At 54.8% G+C, this 20,245-nt stretch carries 13 protein-coding genes; 3 read left to right on the forward strand and 10 right to left on the reverse strand.

Annotated features, from left to right (window positions below; all coding sequences use genetic code 11):
* Window positions 1-37: 37 nt before the first annotated feature.
* Window positions 38-511, reverse strand: coding sequence for a heme-binding domain-containing protein (locus CAUR_RS18515; protein ID WP_012259362.1), 474 nt, complete (start codon window positions 509-511; stop codon window positions 38-40).
* Between the two features lie 161 nt (window positions 512-672).
* On the opposite strand from CAUR_RS18515, the gene CAUR_RS18520 reads away from it, so the two are divergent.
* Both CAUR_RS18520 and CAUR_RS18525 read left to right on the forward strand, forming a co-directional pair.
* Window positions 673-1,356: a response regulator transcription factor gene (locus CAUR_RS18520; RefSeq protein WP_012259363.1), complete on the forward strand. Its 684-nt coding sequence runs from the start codon at window positions 673-675 to the stop codon at window positions 1,354-1,356.
* Window positions 1,349-2,857: an ATP-binding protein gene (locus CAUR_RS18525; RefSeq protein ID WP_012259364.1), complete on the forward strand. Its 1,509-nt coding sequence runs from the start codon at window positions 1,349-1,351 to the stop codon at window positions 2,855-2,857. The genes CAUR_RS18520 and CAUR_RS18525 overlap by 8 nt, the downstream gene beginning before the upstream one ends.
* A 250-nt stretch (window positions 2,858-3,107) precedes the next feature.
* Here CAUR_RS18525 and CAUR_RS18530 read toward each other — a convergent pair whose 3' ends face one another.
* The 9 genes from CAUR_RS18530 to CAUR_RS18570 all read right to left on the reverse strand — a co-directional run bounded on the left by CAUR_RS18530 (window position 3,108) and on the right by CAUR_RS18570 (window position 17,823).
* A complete protein-coding gene (locus CAUR_RS18530) occupies window positions 3,108-4,901 on the reverse strand; it encodes a carbohydrate-binding module family 20 domain-containing protein (protein WP_012259365.1) in 1,794 nt (597 codons plus the stop codon).
* 380 nt (window positions 4,902-5,281) lie between these two features.
* Complete coding sequence (locus tag CAUR_RS18535) at window positions 5,282-6,301, reverse strand: 3-oxoacyl-ACP synthase III (protein ID WP_012259366.1); 1,020 nt, start codon at window positions 6,299-6,301, stop codon at window positions 5,282-5,284.
* A 52-nt stretch (window positions 6,302-6,353) separates the two neighbouring features.
* Window positions 6,354-7,349 (reverse strand): NAD-dependent epimerase/dehydratase family protein, encoded by a 996-nt coding sequence (locus CAUR_RS18540; protein ID WP_012259367.1) that lies wholly within the window; start codon window positions 7,347-7,349, stop codon window positions 6,354-6,356.
* A gap of 7 nt (window positions 7,350-7,356) precedes the next feature.
* Window positions 7,357-9,051: a fatty acid CoA ligase family protein gene (locus CAUR_RS18545; protein WP_012259368.1), complete on the reverse strand. Its 1,695-nt coding sequence runs from the start codon at window positions 9,049-9,051 to the stop codon at window positions 7,357-7,359.
* A gap of 16 nt (window positions 9,052-9,067) precedes the next feature.
* Window positions 9,068-11,104 (reverse strand): S9 family peptidase, encoded by a 2,037-nt coding sequence (locus tag CAUR_RS18550; protein ID WP_012259369.1) that lies wholly within the window; start codon window positions 11,102-11,104, stop codon window positions 9,068-9,070.
* Between the two features lie 13 nt (window positions 11,105-11,117).
* Complete coding sequence (locus tag CAUR_RS18555) at window positions 11,118-11,999, reverse strand: alpha/beta fold hydrolase (protein ID WP_012259370.1); 882 nt, start codon at window positions 11,997-11,999, stop codon at window positions 11,118-11,120.
* A gap of 1,094 nt (window positions 12,000-13,093) precedes the next feature.
* Window positions 13,094-15,181 (reverse strand): putative bifunctional diguanylate cyclase/phosphodiesterase, encoded by a 2,088-nt coding sequence (locus CAUR_RS18560; protein ID WP_012259371.1) that lies wholly within the window; start codon window positions 15,179-15,181, stop codon window positions 13,094-13,096.
* 27 nt (window positions 15,182-15,208) lie between these two features.
* Window positions 15,209-15,673 carry a response regulator gene (locus CAUR_RS18565; protein ID WP_012259372.1) on the reverse strand — a complete coding sequence of 155 codons (465 nt, stop codon included), beginning with the start codon at window positions 15,671-15,673 and terminating at the stop codon, window positions 15,209-15,211.
* A gap of 230 nt (window positions 15,674-15,903) precedes the next feature.
* The gene (locus tag CAUR_RS18570; RefSeq protein WP_242604975.1) at window positions 15,904-17,823 is read right to left on the reverse strand and encodes a PAS domain S-box protein; all 1,920 of its coding nucleotides are present in this window, start codon (window positions 17,821-17,823) and stop codon (window positions 15,904-15,906) included.
* Between the two features lie 1,264 nt (window positions 17,824-19,087).
* Here CAUR_RS18570 and CAUR_RS18575 point away from each other — a divergent pair.
* A complete protein-coding gene (locus tag CAUR_RS18575; RefSeq protein WP_012259374.1) occupies window positions 19,088-20,230 on the forward strand; it encodes a TolB-like translocation protein in 1,143 nt (380 codons plus the stop codon).
* Window positions 20,231-20,245: the final 15 nt, after the last annotated feature.

The following is a 20,245-nucleotide window of genomic DNA, read 5'->3' on the forward strand; positions in this document are numbered from 1 at the left end:
CTCCTTTTTTATCTCGAAGATTGAACCTCACATCGAATCAGTCATCGTCGTCACCGTACCCCTCTCCTGAACGTAGGCCGGTAGCGCCGGGGGTGCCGGCAATCAGGGTTTCCATTTCCTGGGGTGTCAGATTGGCCTCTGGATGGAGCAGAACATACGCCCGTGGCGGCATCTCACCCTCACGCAGCACTTCAGCAATCTCGGCTGCCAGCTCCTCTGGCTCACGCAGGGGGAGCGAGAAGTTGAGTTCTGCCCGTCCTTTCACCACGTCATACGTCACCAGCCACGAGACCGGGGCAATTCGGCTATACCAGGGCCAGTTCGTCTGGTTACTGTGGCAGTCGTAGCAGGCGCGACGAGCAATGCTCGCCGCTTCCGGCGTCGTCCAGGCCACATCGGTAACAACCGGTGGATTGGTTTGGCGCAGCCAGACCGGGACGGCCTGCATACCGACAAACAGAACCATCAGCGCAACCGCGATTGTGCGCGGCTTCAATAATCGTCTCAGCATAACGCCTCCGTGTGCAGTACGTGCCTTCGCATCCAACAGTACAGTGGCTTTTTCAAAACACCCTTAAAACCGCCGCGCAACATTCCAATCTTTTTCCAAGGTTCTTGAGGTATAACAAACATCAGAGGCATAGCCTGTCAGGTGAGGGAGAGACAACAGCGATGCGGATTTTGATTGTCGAAGACGACAAGCGCCTGGCCCGACTGATTGAACGGGTCTTGAGTGAAGAACGACACACGGTTGACGTGGCCTGGGATGGTGAGAGCGGGCTTGATCTGCTGATGCAGGGGGTCTACGATGTGGCAATTATCGATTGGATGCTACCGGGACGCGACGGGCCATCGTTGTGTCGCGCAGCCCGCGCTGCTCGCCTGCCAACCGCTCTCCTCCTCTTAACGGCCCGTGGTCAGATCGAAGATAAAGTCCTCGGTTTCGAGAGTGGTGCTGATGATTACCTGGTTAAACCCTTTGCCTTCGAGGAGCTACTGGCACGGGTGCGAGCGCTGGGGCGACGGTTCCACCCCAATCTTAGCGCGAACGATGAACTGCGGGTCGGCACCATTGTGCTCGATCTACGAAATTACACGGCACGCCGGGGCGAGCGTCGGCTTGATCTGACCCCCACCGAGTGGCGTCTGCTGGAATATCTGATGCGTAACGTCGGCCAGACCTTGACTCGCCAGCAAATTCTCGATTATGTCTGGTCATTTGAACACGACGTACAACCGCAAATGGTCGATGTCTACATCTCATACCTGCGCCGCAAGCTCAATGCGTCGGGCGAGACCGACCCGATCAACACCATTCGAGGGATCGGTTACCGATTGGAGGCTGAACGTGTTTAGGGGACTACGCTGGCAATTTACCCTGTTCTACGCCTGTGCTGCCGTAGCTATCATCGCATTGATCGGCGGCGGCACCTACGTGAGCGTTGCCGGCTACTTCGAGCGCATCACCGATCTGGCCCTCCAGCACAAGATGGTACACGAATTTCATGCGCTCAATGCCCCATTGCCACCAGAACTGGCCCACGCCGACGCCGACTGGTCACTTTTGCGGTCGGCCAACACCACGAACCGCAACCGGCGACTGTCCGCAGATGAGGCGGCGCAGATTGCCTTGAGCGTGCGTGGTGGCGAGATCAGAGAGGTCAAATTAGATGACTCATACTACGAAGTCAAACTGCGTGACGGCAGCGAGATCGAGATTGATGCATACAGCGGCAAGATCATCGAAATCAAGCTCAAAGGCGAGGCGACGACGACCATCCCTACCAGTCCAGCTCTGCCATCCGCGTATGATGCCGAGCTGGCATCAATCTTTGTTCTGCCCCTCGATGAGCAGGGTCGGATTCTATTCAACCCCAATCCGGCAGCACTACCGATGCCGGCCCATCAAGAAGCGTTAGCCGCTGCGTTACGTAACGGCTCTGACATCCGCACCATCGAGACCACCACCGGCCAGCGCGTCCGTCTGCTCACCTATCGCCTCACCCGACCTGACGGCCCGGCAGCCCTGCAATTGGGGCGTCTCCTGACCGATCAGGAACAGGTATTGCGACAGTTGGTATCAGGACTCATCGGCCTGGGTTTGTTCGGCGCCGTGATTATCGGCTTTGCCGGCTGGTGGCTGGCCGGACGATCACTCCGCCCGGCAGAAGAAGCCTGGGTGCGCCAGACGCGCTTTATTGCCAGTGCCAGCCATGAATTGCGGGCGCCCCTCACCCTGATTCGGGCCAGTGCCGAAGTTGCACTGCGCCACGCCGACGATCCAGATCAACGCGAACTCCTGTCTGACGTGCTGAGTGAAAGCGATCACATGCGGCGTCTGGTCGATGATCTGCTGACCCTCTCACGTCTCGACAGCGGTGCCCTGGTCTTACAGCGCCAACCGGTATCGCTCCCATCATTCCTCGCCGATCTCCACCGGCAGGTACGGCGCCTGGGAGAGGAAAAGGGCATCGCAATTCAGCTTGCGCCAATCACCGGCACTGTACTCGCCGATCCGGATCGCTTACGGCAGGTGTTATTAATCCTGATCGACAACGCCCTGCGCTATACCCCATCTGGAGGCGTTATTACCATCGCCACCGAACCGGCAGGAAAACAGATTCGTCTGAGTGTCAGCGACAACGGCTGCGGAATTGCCCCGGAACACCTCCCTCACCTCTTCGAGCGCTTCTATCGGGTTGATGTGGCACGGAATCGGAGTGATGGGCATGCCGGCCTTGGGCTGGCAATAGCCAAAGGACTGGTTGAAGCACACAGCGGCGCCATCGGTATTGAGAGCGAGGTCAATCGCGGCACGCGGGTCTGGTTTACGTTACCGGTGGCGGCAACCGGGTGATGTGGCATGACGAACATCGCCAGGGGTATCGTAACCCGCTTTATACCAATCACCCCGACACCGCATCTGATCACGGATGCGCACACCAATGTTCTTGCACCTGCGACAACTCACTCGATGTCCGCTGGTGGTGATCAGTACAGGTTGCATCCCAAACGATGCACCGCATGGAGTAAGCGGCGACATAACGGCAAAATAAACCGAGAGAGGAGCGATACTTGCCCCTCTCTCGGCGAATACTGGCATCACCTCACGGACGCCACGTCTCATTCAGCGTCATCGAGCCACTACCTGGCGTCGTAATAACGCGATTATTACAACACTCCCACACCACATTTGATCCGTCACGCTTAATGTACTTGTATTCGATGGTGGTATTTGCCGGCAGATTAACGGTACCACTCCAGACCGGATACGTAGCCGCTGAAAGGGGCACAGCCTGCGCCGGGTTCCAGTTGCCCAATTGCGGGATATTCCCAACCACAAACACGTTCTGCCCCCAGTAGGTCGTCGCATTCACGTTGAAAGTAACCGCAACAGTTGCCGGTTGCGTAGACAACTTCGCTCCTACATGGATGGCAAGAGCACTGAAAGGCGGAATAGAGACCGTTATCCGTCGATTACTGTCCACGGTGACGGTTTGCCCACTGCACGTACCGTTTGTAAAATCGGCAACAATCACATTGCAGTAGACCCCAGGCGCCATACTCGTCTGAAACGTGCGATTCAGCGTTGTATCCTCACGATTGATAACGACAAACCCTTTATCGCCACGACCAAAGGCGATCTGGTTGTTGCCGTTACTCCACCAATCACTCACACTGAATGTACTCGCTGTGGCATTGCGGAACGCTACCATATTCGCAATTGGTCGCCAGCGATGCTCGCATTTCCATTCGCCAAAGCAATTGGGCTGGCCGTTAACATAGACGCTGCGCGTGTTGCCGTTCGCATCACTCGGTGGCCCTTGAAAATCATTGCTAAACTCATAACTTGACATCACCTGGGGGTACCCATACGGCCACGCTAGCATAAACACGTTTGCCAGATCGTACAGCACACCATTCTTGTATGTGACCACAGTCCCACCACCGCCATGCCCGCGCTGGTTGTCGTGATTATCAACGAAGACAATCGCTTTGTCGCTTGGCAGCATCCCCCAGGCTTCGCCAAACTGACTCAGCCATGCCAGCTTACCATTCAAAAAGACCCGCCCGATCTCGTTGCTATACTTAAATTCAGTGACATCACCATTATTTGTGTATTCCCACGGTGTAATCGGTTCGCCAGCCGCACCGATCACTTCCTGGTAAATGTACGGACTCCCATTCACACGGGATAAAATTGCGGCAATATCCCCGGCAGCAATGTGTTTAGCTGCGTCAATCCGAAAACCGGCAACTCCCAGACTGATGAGATCGTTCAAATAGGCAGCTAAGCGATCCCGCACATACGATGATCCGGTATCGAGATCGGCAAGATTCACCAGTTCGCAGTTCTGAACTTCGTACCGATCACCATAATTCTGGATGTCATCGTTGCCATTTCTGCCGCAGTGGTGAAAATCCTGATATTGATAGATGCCCGGATAGTTGTACGGGCTATACGTTGAGCCAGCCGATCCGACACCGCTGCCGACGCCGGTCATATGATTGATGACCGCATCAACATAAATGTCAACACCGACCGCTTTGCAACGGGCAACCATATTGGCGAATTCAGCCCGTGTCCCGCTACGACTGGTCAATTGATAACTGACCGGTTGATACCGTTGCCACCACGGATAACCGGCAACAATCGCGTGCTCTTGCGGTGGCGACACCTGCACTGCCGCAAAGCCGCGTGGCCCCAGAAAGTTCTCGCATTCCTGGGCAATGTCCGTCCACTTCCATTCAAAGAGATGAACAAATACGGTACGTGGTGATGAGGTTTGGGCACGTGCGGTTGAATGGTGCACCGGACCGAACGGAAGACTACTTACCACCATGAGAAGGGCGACAACGAGGACGAGCCGACGAAGCGAGGGAAAGCGAGTGCCGGGCATAAACAGGCTCCTTTGCTCCAGGAAGCGGCCAACGCTGACCAGACTCAACAACAGTGAGTAGTGGAATGATGCTTACCGAACTGTTTTTCTTGCATTTGTTGCTGATAGAACTATTTTAGCAGGTTTTGACGAGATGTCAAGTGCCGGGATTGAGAGCATCTACAATCAACCGATCACAACCCCCCTATACGATGATGCTCACTATGATGTTGTATGGGCTGTGCCTTCGCCACGTTGTATGGCAATGTGAACGTGTAGGGGCGGGTTCCAAACCCGCCTTCTATGGCAACATGAACGTGTAGGGGCGGGTTTAGAACCCGCCCCGTTCACCACATATCCGGTGCCAGCCAATGATGCACTGCATCACTCAAGGATCGCTCTCACCACGTCACACTCATCATTGAACAGTTCAAGCCGGAACCAATGCCGAGCAGCCCGACATGATCTCCTGCACGCAGCCGTCCGGCTTCTGCCGCTTGCGCCAGCGAAATCGGCAATGCTGCCGGACCGACATTGCCCAACGTCGGAAAATTGAGAAAGAGCTTGGAAGGTGTGATGTGGAGCGCTTTCGTCACCGCCGCCATGTGGCGTGCACCAACCTGGTGCGGTGCGTAGAGGGCAATCTGCCGGTCACTCCAGTTCGGCAAGACCTCTTGGGCCAGACGCCAGGTATCTACGGCCAGCTCTACGCCGGCATGCATCAGCGCGCCGGCATCTGTTTTCATATAGTCCGGCTGCCCCAAACACAAGTGGTTGTATTGCGTTGCCGCCAGGGTCACCACCCCATTCAACCGGTGACCATTCCGGGCAAAGCGTTCGTGGGTGAGCAGCATTGCTGCACCACCAGACCCCAACGTCAGGGTCGCAAAATTATCGCGCAAATCCTGTTTGGTTGTCTCTGGGCGACGCAGTCGCCGAATCGTTGCCATGACTGCATCCTGCGCACCCTCGCCATCAACGATCAGCGCATATTCGATGGTTCCGGCTTCGATCATCATACCGGCAATCGCCATGCCGTTGAGAAAACCCAGACACGCATTGCGCACATCGTAGTTAATTGCTCGCGGCGAAAGGCCAAGATTACGATGCACGAAGCACGCGGTTGATGGTTCGAGGTAATCCTGACAAACCGAGGTATTGATCAGCAGCCCGATGCGTTCGCGATCAATCGCCACCTGATCGAGGAGACGCTCAGCCGCCATAGTTGCAACCGTGCTGGGCAGCGTTCCTTCATCCCAAAAGCGACGCTCGCGAATACCCGATAGCGCCTCTAATTTGCCGCGTGGGAAGCGTAAACGCTCCATTGTTTCGGCAATCTGATCCTCGATCCAATCGGATGTGATCCGATGAGGAGCTAACACATAACTGACTGCTTCGATCATGACATGCCTGAATAGCACGAAATCCTCCCTGTTCGGTAATGATTGGAGATTGCTGAAACGGTGCTCTCGTTTACGGCTGGCTGCCTGTCAGGGCAAACGTGCGCTCTAAACCTTCCTCAATGCTGATCCGCGGCGTGTACCCAAAATCTCGTTCAGCAGCAGCATGGCTAAACCAGTGCGAATGGCTGAGTTCGTGTACCATCAGGCGCGTGAGTGGTGGCTCGCCGGGAAGGCGGAGTATGGTGTAAAGCAATTCTAAGCCGGTAGCCAGGATTGTTGCTGCTGACGCTGATATCCGACCGCGTACCGGTGGACAGTTGGCCGCTTTCAGAATTTCGCCGATAAATTGCCAGAGGTTGACCGGACGTTCCTGACCAATGAAGTAGGCGCGACCACGGAGCGGCGAGCGTTCGTTCAGCGCTGAAGCTGCCTGGATGTGCGCAGTGGCAGCATTTTCGACGTAACATACGTCAACTAGATTTGTTCCATCACCGATTTGGAAGAGCATTCGCCGTCGTGCGCGTCGGAGCAGCCGCGGCAGAATGTGGGGATCGCGTGGCCCCCAGATCAGATGTGGACGCAACGAAACCGTCGCAATGTCGGTCTGGGCAAGCACGTACCGTTCGGCAATCGCCTTGGTGTGCGGATACGGTGCAAGATACCGCCTGGGGTATGGCAGGTGTTCGTCCCCACCGTGGATGTCCTCGTGTCCAATCACAACCGAAGGGGTTGAGGTATAGACCAGTTTTGGCACGCCGGCCCGAATGGCCGCCTTGACCACCCGCTGGGTGGCACTGACGTTGGCCCGGTAGAAGTCGTCGTAGCTACCCCATAATCCGGCTTTCGCAGCAACGTGAAATACGGTCGTTACCCCGCGCATTGCCCGTGCCAGCACCGGCGCCGACTCAGGTAAGGTCAGGTCGGCCTGATAGGTCTCAGCCCCCAGTGATTGCAATTCAGGATAGGCACCACGTCCAATCACGCGCACATGATCACCACGTGCCAGCAGTTGCTCGACGATGTAACGACCGACAAACCCATTCCCCCCGGTAACTAATGCAATCATAGCTTTTTCACACAGGTATACACAGGCGACGTGCGGCCCAATCGGCCAGTTGTTCGCGAAAAATCTTTGCGTTATGGCGAATGTCTACTGGAAATGACGGATGGATCAGAAAGGTCTGGATGATTGCTGTGGTTTCGGTTGTGGTCGCCAGTTGGCGCAGCTCACGGATCAGTTGTGAGGTTGAAATGGCCCGATCACGCCGCCGTTCGACAACGACGACCGGCAATTGTGTGCCGGGCTTCCCGATCCCCACCAGCGCCGAACGGGCAACTGCCGGATGCTGGTTGAAGAGGCGCTCAACCGGCTCGGTGAAGAGCGTTCCATGCGCCGTAATCACGCGCTGACTTTTACGCCCGTAAAACCAGAGCCGCCCTCGCTCGTCGAAATAACCGAGATCACCCATGCGGTGCCAGATGCGGTTGCCATCACTGATTTTGGCTAACGCGGTCGCCTGGGGCCGCCCGACGTAGGTATGGGTGACGGTGGCACCACTCACACAAATCTCGCCAATGACGCCGGGCGGCAAGCGGTGCGTATCCTGCCAGGCGTGAATTGGCTCATCGGTGATCGGAATAATCGCGACCTCAACGCCGGGAACCGGATAGCCAATACATGTCCCGGCCAGTGGTGAGGGGTATTCGGTATGCGCTGCCAGTACCTCACGACCGCTGATTGAAGTTACCGGCAACGCTTCGGTGGCTCCGTAAGGGGTAAAGCTATCAGCCGTAGGTGATAGAATGCGATGCAAACGCTCGTGCAGATGGATTGGCACCGGTGCTCCCGCCATCAACACCCGCCGGAGCGACGGTAGTTGAATACCGTGGGTCAGGCAATACGCTGTCACCTTTTCCCAGATTGCCGGTGAACCGAAGGTCGATGTTACGCCGAGATCACGGATAAACTCAACCACGGCTGCCGGATCGCACTGCGCCGGTCGGGTCGGATCGATGGGCGGAATTGCCGATGTCACCCCCAGGGCAACATTGAACAGGGCGAAGAGCGGGAAGGCCGGCATCTCGACCTCACCCGCGGCAATCCCAAACAGATCGCGCAGCGTATGAATCTGCGCCTCAAACATCCCGTGCGTATAGAGCACACCTTTCGGGGTACCGGTGCTACCACTGGTAAAGACAATTGCTGCCGGATCATCAGATCGCATATCCGCCAGCGGAAACGCTGTCTTCATCGGTATGTCAAGCTCGCGTAAGGCAGCAGCACCGGGCAAGGCTGGCCCTACCGAGACGGCATATCTAATGGTCGCACAGGAGCGGGGAAAGATCAGCCGTAACAGATGCGCCCGCGGTACCCCGATGAATGCCTCTGGTTCGACTTCGGCAATGCACTGAGCCAGATTCCGCCGCCCCATTGCCGGGTCAATCAGAATCGGCACACAACCGGCCTTCATCAACGCAAAGGTAAGGCTGATCAGCGGCACACCCGCCGGAACCATCAGCAAAACCCGCATTCCCTTCCGTAACCCATAAGCCGTCAGCCCCCACGCCAGCCGATCACTGGCCGCGTGTAAACCGGCAAAGCTCTGTCTACGGTAGATGACCTTCCCTGCCCGATCCCGTCCAACCCCACTGACAACAGCGGTCTGATCCGGACGCTCCCGGGCCATCAAGGGCAGGTGGCGGGCAACGTTCGCGCCGGCCACCACTGTGAAGGTGACGCGCGCAGCGGTCTGTTCTTCGTTGCGCATCCTGACCTCTGCTTCTCTACGCATGGATGCCCAATGCGGTTAAGATAAACGCATACTCCCAGGCAAACTCTTCGAGTCGGGCGAACCGCCCCGAATGACCGCTGTGCCCGGCCTGAAGGTTGGTGCGCAACAGCAGCATCGTGTCATTTGTCTTCACGGTGCGCAATTTTGCCACCCACTTGGCCGGGTCCCAATACGGCACCTGAAGGTCATGCAGACCAGCGGTCGCCAGGATATGCGGGTACGCACCCGGTTTCAGGTTCAGGTACGGATCATACGAGCGCATCACCCGATATTCTTCCTCAATTGCCGGGTTCCCCCATTGCTCCCATTCGGTAGCGGTCAGCGGCAGATCGGGTTTGAGCATGGCGATAATCACATTGGTAAAGGGCACGCCGGCTACCACGGCCTGGAAGAGGTCAGGCCGGGCATTCACCACGGCACTCATCAGCAACCCACCGGCGCTGCGGCCACTGATCGCCAGGTGTGACGGCGAGGTGTAACCCTCGTTGATCAAATGTTCCGCACAGGCAATAAAATCGCTAAACGTGTTCGGCTTGTGGAGCATCCGTCCCTGTTCGTACCACTGCCGCCCCAACTCCTGCCCACCACGAATATGGGCAATCGCCACGACAAAGCCGCGATCAAGCAGACTCAAACGCTTACTGTCGAACGCAGGATCGTAACTGTAGCCATACGCGCCATACCCAACCAGCAAACAGGGGCCACCGTTCCGCGGTCGGTCGCGACGATAGACAATCGACATCGGCACCTGCACCCCATCCGGTGCTGAAACCCAAAGCCGCTCACTGACATAGAGCGACGGATCGTAGCCCGAAGGAATCTCTTCCTGTTTCAGCACCTGCCAGGTTCCCCGACGCATATCGTAGGCGACGATAGACGGCGGCGTGACCAACGAGCTGTACGATAGCCGAAGCTGGTCGGTAACGAATTCCTTATTTGCATCAGGTGTACAGGTATAGACTGGTTCGGGGAATGAAACATACCGCGGATTGTTTCCATCCGGATCACTAATCCGAATCTGACGCAACCCGGCCCGTCGCTCATAGACGACAAGATAGTCGGCGAAGCAGGTAACACCATCGATCAGCGTATCGGCACGTTCCGGCAGAATCTCAACCACATCTGTCGGATGGTCTACCGGCGCACTCACCAGCCGAAAATTCTCGGCCCCATCATTCGTCCTGATATAAAACCGATCCCCGTGATGATCGACAAAGTACTCAATCTTCGGTCGGCGCGGATAGATCACCCGCCACTCAGCAAACGGAGTCGCCGTCGGCACATACCGCACCTCGGTGCCACCGTGACTGTAGCACGTCAGAAACAGATACGCACCCGAACGACTCCGGCGCAGACTCACATTGAAACGCTCGTCCGTCTCTTCGTACACCAGCACATCATCAGCGGGAGACGTACCTACAACGTGGCGATAGAGACGGTATGGACGATGCGCCTCATCGTATACCGTATAAAACAGTGTCTGCTCATCAGCCCATGCCACGTTGTCAACCCGTTCAATCGGCGCATCAATAAGATCACCCGTCGTCAGGTCTTTAATGTAGAGCGTAAAAATAATCGCACCAGTGGTATCGATACCATAGGCGAGACGACGATGATCCGGGGAAGGCTCGTATGGGCCAAGCCGACAGAACGCATGCCCGACAGCCAGCGCGTTCAGATCGAGCAGCACCTCTTCCGGCCCCTCATCACCCTCAGTACGACACATCAGTGGATACTCGGCACCACTTTCCGTGCGTGAATAATAGCGATAACGACCATGCGGCACCGGCACCGAGCGATCATCTTCTTTGATGCGACCACGCATCTCGTGGTAGAGGCGCTCACGGAGGGCGGCGGCTGGCGCCATCACTGCTTCGGCATACGCATTTTCCGCCTCAAGATAGGCAATCACTGCGGGATCATCACGGTTTTCCAGCCAGGCAAACTCATCAACAATCTCATCACCCTGTATCCGGATCACCACCGGCTTACGATCAGCCACGGGAGGTTGAGGTAACTCTACGCGCATACACATTCCCCTCTTACTCTGACAACAACCAGTGCGCCAGCAGCGCAATCATCTCAGCGGAAGCGTCTTCTAACACATAATGCCCGGCATCATCGAGACGGGTAACGTGGGCAGAGGGAAACCGGTGTAGCCAGCCGGCCAGAAACCGATCATCAAAACACCAGTCCCGTCCACCCCAAAAAATTCGCACCGGTTTATCACGCAGATGTACCAGCTCACGATCAATCGCATCAACTACAGGCCATGTTGGATGGCCGGGATGCAGTGGAATGTCTTGTACAAAACGAGCAATCGCAATCCGGTCGGCGAACGTCCGGTAAGGCCAGAGATAGCCCTCGCGCACCGCTGCTGGTAACGGGCGGGTAACTGCCATGGTGGTTGCTGCGATGGCAAACGCATTAAGTTGCCGGATGGCCCATTCTCCCAGCCTGGGCAACTTGCCGGCGGCAATTCGCAACGGCACATGGGGCGAGAGGAATGCTGCCGTATTCAGCACAACGATCCGCCGCACCAAATCGGGATGGCGTACCGCCCACCCCATTCCAATCGCACCACCCCAATCATGCACAACCAGATCAACCGGCCCAACATCAAGCCAGGTCAGCAGGCTCTCCAGGTTGGCGATATGATTGACGAGCGAGTAGCGATAATGTTGCGGCTTATCCGACAATCCACATCCCAGGTGATCAGGCGCAATCACCCGCCGTTGTGTGCGAAGCAGCGGGATCAGGCGACGATAGAAGAACGACCATGTCGGATTGCCATGCAGCAAAACCACCGGTGTCCCACTGCCTTCATCCACGTAGCGCATCACACCGGCAGGCAGAGCATATTCGTGTACGTGAAACGGGAAGAGTGCGCGGATCGGTGCCGGTACTTCGGTATGTATCACCATGCGAGACACGTGCTCCAATAACACAGCGTTTGCCTATATGTGAGTATACACCGATTACGCATTGTGCGTTGTGTCTTCGGGGACGACTCATTGGCGAGTTGAACCCCTACCTCACGGTGTAGCAGCCCCTCCGGGGCTGACCTGCCGGCGAGGAGTGGGTGTCGGGTGTGTTGATGTTAACCCCGCAGGGGCGTGCACGCTGTCAGGCAGGGCGTTAGCCCGCATGACAGCGGCGGGTTGAAAACCTGCTTCACGGTGTGGAAGCCTCTATAAGGCTGGCTGACGGCGGGAGTGATCCTCTTGCCCTACCGGGGCGTGCACGATGCCAGGAATGGCTTCAGCCCACAACCCAGCGGGTTGAAACTTCTACCTGGTCAGCACGGGGCAAGCTAGAACTTATTTCATAAAAAGCTGTGCTGTCGCGCTCTAATAACCATCTCCGGTACCATCACATGCTGAATATGTTGCCTTGCTCGCTCATCATCCACGTGTGGCGTAGTTTGGAGTGCGGCAGCCATGCTGCCGCGCCAGCCATGCTCACGATCTGGCACGTGTCACGTCGTTGACCCGGCTGGTCACGCGGATGCCGGATGTGCTTGTCATGATCAAGGAATCGGTCGACAATGAATGAGATACCTTCATAGTAGATGTTTTTTGAAACAGGCTCTAGTATGCCCTGCTCCCAGTCTGCCGGTATGGAAGCGAGGAGGCACTAGATGTATGACCGTACACTGATAGTATCAGCAATTATGCCCTGCTCCCAGTCTGCCGGTATGGAAGCGAGGAGGGATGAAGACCATCGTCAGTGTCATCACTCGTTGGATTGGGTGCCATATCCACTTGTCATGCGCGTGTCGCAGCGTGTGGAGTGCGACAGCGATGCTGCCGCACCAGCCGTGCTCACGATACGGCGCGTGTCACGTCGTTGAACCGGCTGGACGGTGTGTGTTTGTCACGATCATGGAACCGGTCAGCAATGAAAGAGATACCTTCTCGTAGATGTTTTTTTGAAATAGGTTCTACTGTACCAGCTTCTTCATTACCGAAATACTCCTTCAGCCTTACCGGATCTGCTATGTCGTTAGTTCAAGCCTTTACCCGCCTCCTTGCAACAACCGACTCGCTTCCGCTGCCGGCAATGGATACCCTAACAAATACCCCTGCCCATAATGACAACCGACTGTACGCATACGGTCAACCTGCTCGGCAGTCTCTAGCCCTTCGGCTACCACTTCAAGATTAAGACTCCGGGCCAGATTGACGATAGCACTCACAATCGCCTGCGAATGATGGGCCTGGTCAAGCTGAATGATAAAATTGCGATCAATCTTAATTTGATCAATTGGCAACTGGATCAGATAACTCAGAGAAGAATAGCCCACTCCAAAATCATCAATCGCAATCTGAATGCCGTATGACCGCAAACGCGCCAGCACTGCGGCAGCCTCCTGGCTGTACTCCATCAAGGCGCTCTCAGTTAGCTCCAGCTTCAGGCAGTTCGGCGGGATGTTGTATTGCGTCAACAACTGAACAATGCGCGCATAGAGATCGGGTTGCATGAACTGGCGCGCCGAGAGATTGACACTCACCGACAGATGGGCAGCGTGGGAAAAGGTGTGTTGCCACGTGGCCAATTGCTGGCAAACGTGTTCAAGCACCTGCCAGCCAATAGCATCTCCCAACCCAACCTCCTCAGCCACATCAAGAAAAGCGGCTGGGGTCAGGATACCGCGTGTTGGATGTTGCCAGCGCACCAACGCCTCAAACCCGATCAAACCTCCTGAACTGATGTTCATAATAGGTTGATAATAGACGATAAACTCACGCTGGGCAACCGCTCGCCGTAATTCATTTTCGAGTGCTAAACGCGCCTGAGCTGCTTCACGCATTGCCGGATGAAAGACCTCGTAACGCGATTTACCACTCGCTTTTGCCCGATACATCGCAATATCGGCGTCTCGCAATACTTCCGCCGGATCATTGTATTCCGCTGAACCAAACACAATCCCAATACTGACCGATGAGTGAAGCATCTGACCATCAATTTCAACCGGCAAACTCAATTGCTGAATAATGCGTCTGGCGACCTGCACCACAGCGTCAAGTGAGTGAATATCATCGAGCAAAATAACAAATTCGTCGCCACCTAGACGGGCACAGGTATCTATCGAACGCAGACAACTGTGTAATCGCGAAGCTGCGGTTACCAGAAAGCGATCACCAACCGGATGCCCGAAGCTGTCGTTAATCACCTTAAAGTGGTCAAGATCAAGAAAGAGCACAGCAAAGTGATACTGTGGGTTACGCTGGCTGCGTTTGATCGCCTGGGCCAGACGATCACTCAACAGAACCCGATTAGGCAGGCCAGTCAACGCATCGTGCAACACCCCGTGCTGAAGCCGTAATTCCATCAGCTTGCGCTCGGTAATGTCACGATAGTTAACAATCACCCCCTGCACTGCCGGATCATCGAGCCAGTTCGAGGCCGTTGCTTCAATCCAACGCCAACCACCATTGGCATGGCGTGCGCGAAACTCAACCATTGCCGAGGCGCCAGATTGCTGGATAATATCCAAAAATAGCCGCTGAACCCGCTCACGGTCGGCTGGATGAATGAAGGCGAAACCCTCGACGGGCTGGGTCAGAAAGCCTTCAGTCGGATAACCGAGCAACGTCTGCGTTGAGGGACTGGCATAGCGAATAAAGCCATCGCGATCCACTATCGAAATCGCATCGCTGCTCCGTTCAATCATCGCCCGAAAGAGGCGCTCACTCCGCCGTAGGGCCTGTTCAGCCTGCTGCCGCTCGATGATGAGTCGTCGTTCACGTAATGCCCGTTCGGCAATACGTGGCAGGTCGAGCAGCGTGGCCGGCGTTTTGGCAACATAATCTAGTGCACCCGCTTTCAGGGCAGATACTGCAGCCCGCTCATCACCGTAACCCGTCATCAACACAACCGGTAACGTTAAGCCATCGGCATCGGTAACCAACAGCTCATCACCCCGTCCATCGGGCAAGAGCAAATCACAAATGATCAGATCAAAATACCGTTCGTCCAGGCGTTGTCGTGCTTCTGTCAGCGATGCCACGACAATAAGTTGATGATTACCTTGCTCAAATGCCCGTTGCACCAACTCGATATGATCTGGATTGTCTTCGATGAGTAGGATTTGGAGAGTCACGCACAACCACCTGTATAGAATATGTTATCAGGCGACATACTGAGGGCTGTAGGGGAGCTGATTCCACTCCAGCCAGTAGTCACCCAAATCGTTCAGCATTCGGCTAAATTGTTCAAAATCAACCGGTTTCACCAGATAACTGTTGGCATGAAATTGATAGGCCAGGCGCAGATCGCTCTCAGCACGCGAGGTGGTGACCACAACCACCGGAATATGGCTAATGGCTGCGTCTGTCTTCATCGCCTGAAGCACCTCCAGACCGCTCAAACGCGGCAGATTCAAATCGAGCAATACTACATGTGGGCGCGGGCTGATTGCCGGATCGGCGAATTGAGCCTGTCGGCGCAGATAGTTCAGCGCATCTTCACCATCGGCAACATGGATAATTCGATTAGGAATACGGTGATCATTCAAGACACGAGTAATTAACTCGGTGTGATCGAGATTGTCTTCCACAAGCAAGACAACGACCGGATCAGGGCTGGTTGACATGTCACACCTCTTGTATATCAATTCGTGAAGCACCGGAAGTTAGACAGGCAGAAAGCGCATCACTACATCTATCATTCCTTACCCAACCGTCATCGCTGCCACGTGTACATTGAGCAACCACCACCGGTCAGTGTGTATAGCATAAGTCTATCATGCGAACACGTTCATGAGATGATCTCTCTTTGTTATATGCAACTCATTCACATAGCCTTTGACGGATACGATACATTCTACTCAATAAGACCTTGCACCCTCTCTTCATGGCGCGGAGGTTCCGGCAACGTCAGATAAAAGGTGGTTCCTTTGCCCAGACCTTCCGATTCCACCCATATCTTACCACCGTGTGCTTCCACAATCCTGCGCGCCAGGGCTAACCCAATGCCGGTACCATCAACCTGAGCGTTCAGGCGTTCAAAGAGACCGAACACCCGCTGGAGATAACGTGGTTCTATTCCAATTCCATTGTCACGAACACTCACTAGTACAAATCCAGGCAGATCGGCGCGACGTGCTTCGATCCAGATTTGTGGGTTCGGCTGATCACCCATAAATTTGGCTGCGTTGTCGATCAAATTCTGAAACACTTCCCGCAGACGTGTGCGGTCACCGTAAATCTCCGGCAGATTGGGCGGCAGATGGAGATAGACATTCCGTTCGGCCAAGCGACCACTCACCGCGGCTGCGGCTTCACTAATCAGTAACCCTAATCCGATCCGCGAGGGCTGATTTAACTGGCGTCCGGCTCGTGACAGGTTGAGCAAATCTTCTAGCAACTGATACATCCGATCAGCAGCGACCTTGATCCGCTGAATATCCGCCGGTATTCGTTCCAAACGACCGGCAGCCAGGTCACGCTCAATATATCCGGCAAAGCCTTTGATCGTGATCAACGGACTCTTCAGATCATGTGACACTGTATACGTGAATTGCTCCAGTTCACTGTTTCTGGCTGTCAGCTCGCGTAACAGATGCTCACGCTCGATTTCCGCCCTCTTACGTACAGTAATGTCCATCCCCACTGCCTGATATTCAAATGGTTCCCCATACTCATCGAAGAGCAGGCGATTGACCCAGCGCTGCCAGCCAATCGAGCCATCTGGATGAATGACCTCATGCTCGTGTTCTATCGTCGGTTGCTCACGGCTAAGCAGGGCAATATCTGCCGCTACCCGTTCACGTTGTTCAGGCGGGATCAGTTCATAGAAGTTAAAACCGATTAACTCATCCCGCGAACGTTGAAAGGTCTGACAGTACAGATCGTTGACAAATGTCAATGTGCCATCAGCCCGAAACCGGCACACCAGCGCCGGTAAATCTTCGACCAGTGTACGGTAGTAGAGTTCGCTGCGTGCAAGTTCAATTTCAATCGCTTTCTGTGCAGTAATGTCAATCTGAAGACCATACATTCCCTGAACGGAGCCATCTGGTTGCACTAACGGCTGACCAATTCCCCGCAACCAGTGAATAGAGCCATCCGGCCAGATCACACGAAACTCGACAGCAAACTCCTGGCGACCATGGATAGCGCGGTCGATAGCTTCCTGCAAGGCTTGCCGGTCGTCGGGATGCACCCGCTCAATCCAGGTGCGAAAGTTCAATCTATCCTGATCTGGATTCATCCCAAGCAGTGGATAATTTTCCGGCGACCAGCGAATAGTACGGTTAACTGCATCCCATTCCCAGGCCCCGGCCCGTGCGGCCAGCAACGCCTGCCGAAGTTGTTGCTCGGCGCGCTCACGTTCAATATTCTTCGCGCGAGTCGCCTTTATTGCAGTGACCAGTTGAATATCAGCAACCGACAGAATAGTACCGGCCAGCAGAAGAATAACCAGCATCGTTACTGCATACGCCAGTGGTGACTCTAAAAGCGGAGTTGTTGTTGGCAGACGATTGGTGATCGTCAAGAATAATATTGCACTGATAGCTGTCCCGCTTGCCAGCACAGCACTAATAATGCCTCTCCAACCAAATCCTACCCCGGCTAATAAAATGACAATCACGTAGTTCAAAAGTACAGAACTCTGTAAACCGCCGGTGAAAAATACTATGAAGGTAACAATCAGCCAGATCACACTACACACCAATCCGCTTGCGACGTAGATAGCACCACGTTGTACCAGCCACGCACCGGTGGCAAAAACGATGATCATGATCGCAGAAGCTATTAAAGGGATGGCAGGTGTACTGTAAATCCAGGGTGTGATGATACTATATATGGCTGTAATAATAGTAAAAACGGCAAAGATCGGGGATAAAAGAAAAGCCACTCGCTGTCGCTCATTGCCAGACAGCAACTCAAGATGTCGGTCAGCCGGCCAGATCGTTGATAGAAACCGGTGCAGATTCATACATTTTGAAGTGGCCTAAAATACATGATATTCCAGATAGAAAGTATTATAACCTGTCCAGACCATCCTCAATGCAAAACCTGAAATGATGTATATTGTACGTATCAGGGTAGCGCACAGAAGCGATGCTGAATTGCTTCGATAGTACATTGTGTACCAGCATATCCGATAGCCATTACCAGTACGTATGAGATATGACCTGACATATAGCATCCATCGCTTAACAAACACCTCAATCATGTCAGGGATGGCATAATTATCACGCTACCAGTAATGAACCTACCAGGTATGAAAGCATGACGTGTGCACCTCAGATAATTCGCTATGGAACATCGAACGTGCGTAGAGAGTGAAGAATGAACCTTACATCTGTGAAAAGTTGTACAATAGGACTTATTTGATAAAAGCTGTGCTATCGTGCTTCCAGACTATCGCGCAAGTGCATGAACGCTTGCCAATTACCCCAAAGACAGCCTATCCTGCTCCTGGCCTGTTGGTAGAGAGTAGCTCTGGTTGTGCCGGCATACACTGGATTGGTTGCCTTGCCCGCCTGTCATACCCGTATCGCACCGTTTGGAGTGCGGCAGCATGGTTGCCGCAGCAGCCGTGCTCACGATCCGGCTCGTGGCACGCCGTTGACACTGACAATCACGCGGATGCCGGGTGTGCTCGTCACGATCATAGAGTTCGGTCAGGAATGAATGAGATCACTTCTAGTAGACGTTTTTGAAACAGGCTCTAGTAAGCATGTTGTGCGTATCGACCAGACGATCATCTGGCTGTATACATACCAGGATTGATAAGCACCGTCCTATGCAAGCTTAAGACCCAAGATGGCGGCTCATTGATGTGTCGTCGCCGCATTAGTCATTGTGAAGTGTTGCCATTGAGATTTTTATGAAATTCAAGCTACAATGCACCTGTCATTCTCTGTAAGTGTACAGGGAGCATTTGCACTGGATATATGAGACTCCTCACTATCTGGCGTAGGGTTTTGTTCTTGATACACGAAGCAAGTTTCAGTCCAACCAGCAATTCCCAGTTCTACATGAAATGTGAAATCGCTATGCGCCATCTCTTCTATTCGACACTGCTCATTCTCAGCCTCGTCGCCTGTAGCACTCCTCTCCCACCACCAACACCATCGCCGCTGCCGGCAGTCGTGCAACCAACACCGGGTCTGCGCGTCTTACCGGCGCCACTCTACGTTCTCGACCGTGGTCAGATTGCCCGGATCGAGAGTGATGGTGCAACCCGCCGCCAGCTTACCCGTGAACGGATTGAACAGACCGGTATTCCCCCAATTAGCGATATGGATGTGCATCCTACTGCCGGGCTGATTTATGTCGTAGGTGCAGCTACCGGAGATCGGCTGGTGCGCGCTGCCCTCGACGGTAGCAATCCACAAGTCATCTATAGCGAGACCGGACATCAGCTCAGTGCCGTGCGCTGGTCACCTGACGGCAGCACCATCTATCTTCGTTTCCAAAACAACCGCGAGCCACGCGATCTTCCTGATGGTCTCTACCGTATACCCGCTAGCGGCGGTACACTCGAATTACTACTCGCCGACGATCCGGTTGACGATCCGCTAAATCCCAGCCGGTCAGTACGCAGTTACGCCCCATTTCTCTGGGATCCGACCGGCACCACACTCCTTATCGAATCATTTGCCACCTTCTACGATGATTGTGAACTGGTTTTCTGGCATCCACAGGACAAAACCCTCCGCCGTCCTGTTACCCCTGAAGGCACGCACAGCTTCTGCGGCGAGGCCGTCTGGCGTGGTGACGGCAGTGCCGCGCTCTTGCTGATCGGGCCAGACACTGGCCCAGGCGTCTGGCAGGTAGATGCGCAAACCGGCCAGGCCACAGCGCTGAGCAATGACGGCATCCTCGCTCGTGCCCCCTTTCTGATTGGCAACGACCTGCTATTTGTTGCCGTAGAGCGGGTCAACGATGGCTTCAGCTTCACCCTGACCCGCCAATCACCCGATGGCACCCGCACCCCCCTACGGCCACCATTCCGCGAGATACCGCTTCTCATCCGCTGGGCACCTGATGGCAGCGGCATTGTTGCCGTTGTCCAAACCAACAGCGGCACCGCATTGCGCTGGTACCCCATCGGCAATCAACCAGCCGTCGCCCTGCCACAAACCGACGAAGGAGTTTCATGGCTGGTTTGGGGTGTGATACCGGAGCGGGGGTAGGGTGTAGGGGATGTG

The organism is Chloroflexus aurantiacus J-10-fl, assembly GCF_000018865.1.
GTDB classification, from domain to species: Bacteria; Chloroflexota; Chloroflexia; order Chloroflexales; family Chloroflexaceae; genus Chloroflexus; species Chloroflexus aurantiacus.

Excerpts from the sequence above, each read along its gene's own strand:
- CAUR_RS18520 (WP_012259363.1), top strand. The coding sequence starts at position 673 with ATGCGGATTTTGATTGTCGAAGACGACAAGCGCCTGGCCCGACTGATT.
- CAUR_RS18575 (WP_012259374.1), top strand. The coding sequence starts at position 19,088 with ATGCGCCATCTCTTCTATTCGACACTGCTCATTCTCAGCCTCGTCGCC.
- CAUR_RS18540 (WP_012259367.1), bottom strand. The coding sequence starts at position 7,349 with ATGATTGCATTAGTTACCGGGGGGAATGGGTTTGTCGGTCGTTACATC.
- CAUR_RS18545 (WP_012259368.1), bottom strand. The coding sequence starts at position 9,051 with ATGCGCAACGAAGAACAGACCGCTGCGCGCGTCACCTTCACAGTGGTG.
- CAUR_RS18530 (WP_012259365.1), bottom strand. The coding sequence starts at position 4,901 with ATGCCCGGCACTCGCTTTCCCTCGCTTCGTCGGCTCGTCCTCGTTGTC.
- CAUR_RS18550 (WP_012259369.1), bottom strand. The coding sequence starts at position 11,104 with ATGCGCGTAGAGTTACCTCAACCTCCCGTGGCTGATCGTAAGCCGGTG.
- CAUR_RS18565 (WP_012259372.1), bottom strand. The coding sequence starts at position 15,673 with ATGTCAACCAGCCCTGATCCGGTCGTTGTCTTGCTTGTGGAAGACAAT.
- CAUR_RS18515 (WP_012259362.1), bottom strand. The coding sequence starts at position 511 with ATGCTGAGACGATTATTGAAGCCGCGCACAATCGCGGTTGCGCTGATG.
- CAUR_RS18570 (WP_242604975.1), bottom strand. The coding sequence starts at position 17,823 with ATGATCATCGTTTTTGCCACCGGTGCGTGGCTGGTACAACGTGGTGCT.
- CAUR_RS18555 (WP_012259370.1), bottom strand. The coding sequence starts at position 11,999 with ATGGTGATACATACCGAAGTACCGGCACCGATCCGCGCACTCTTCCCG.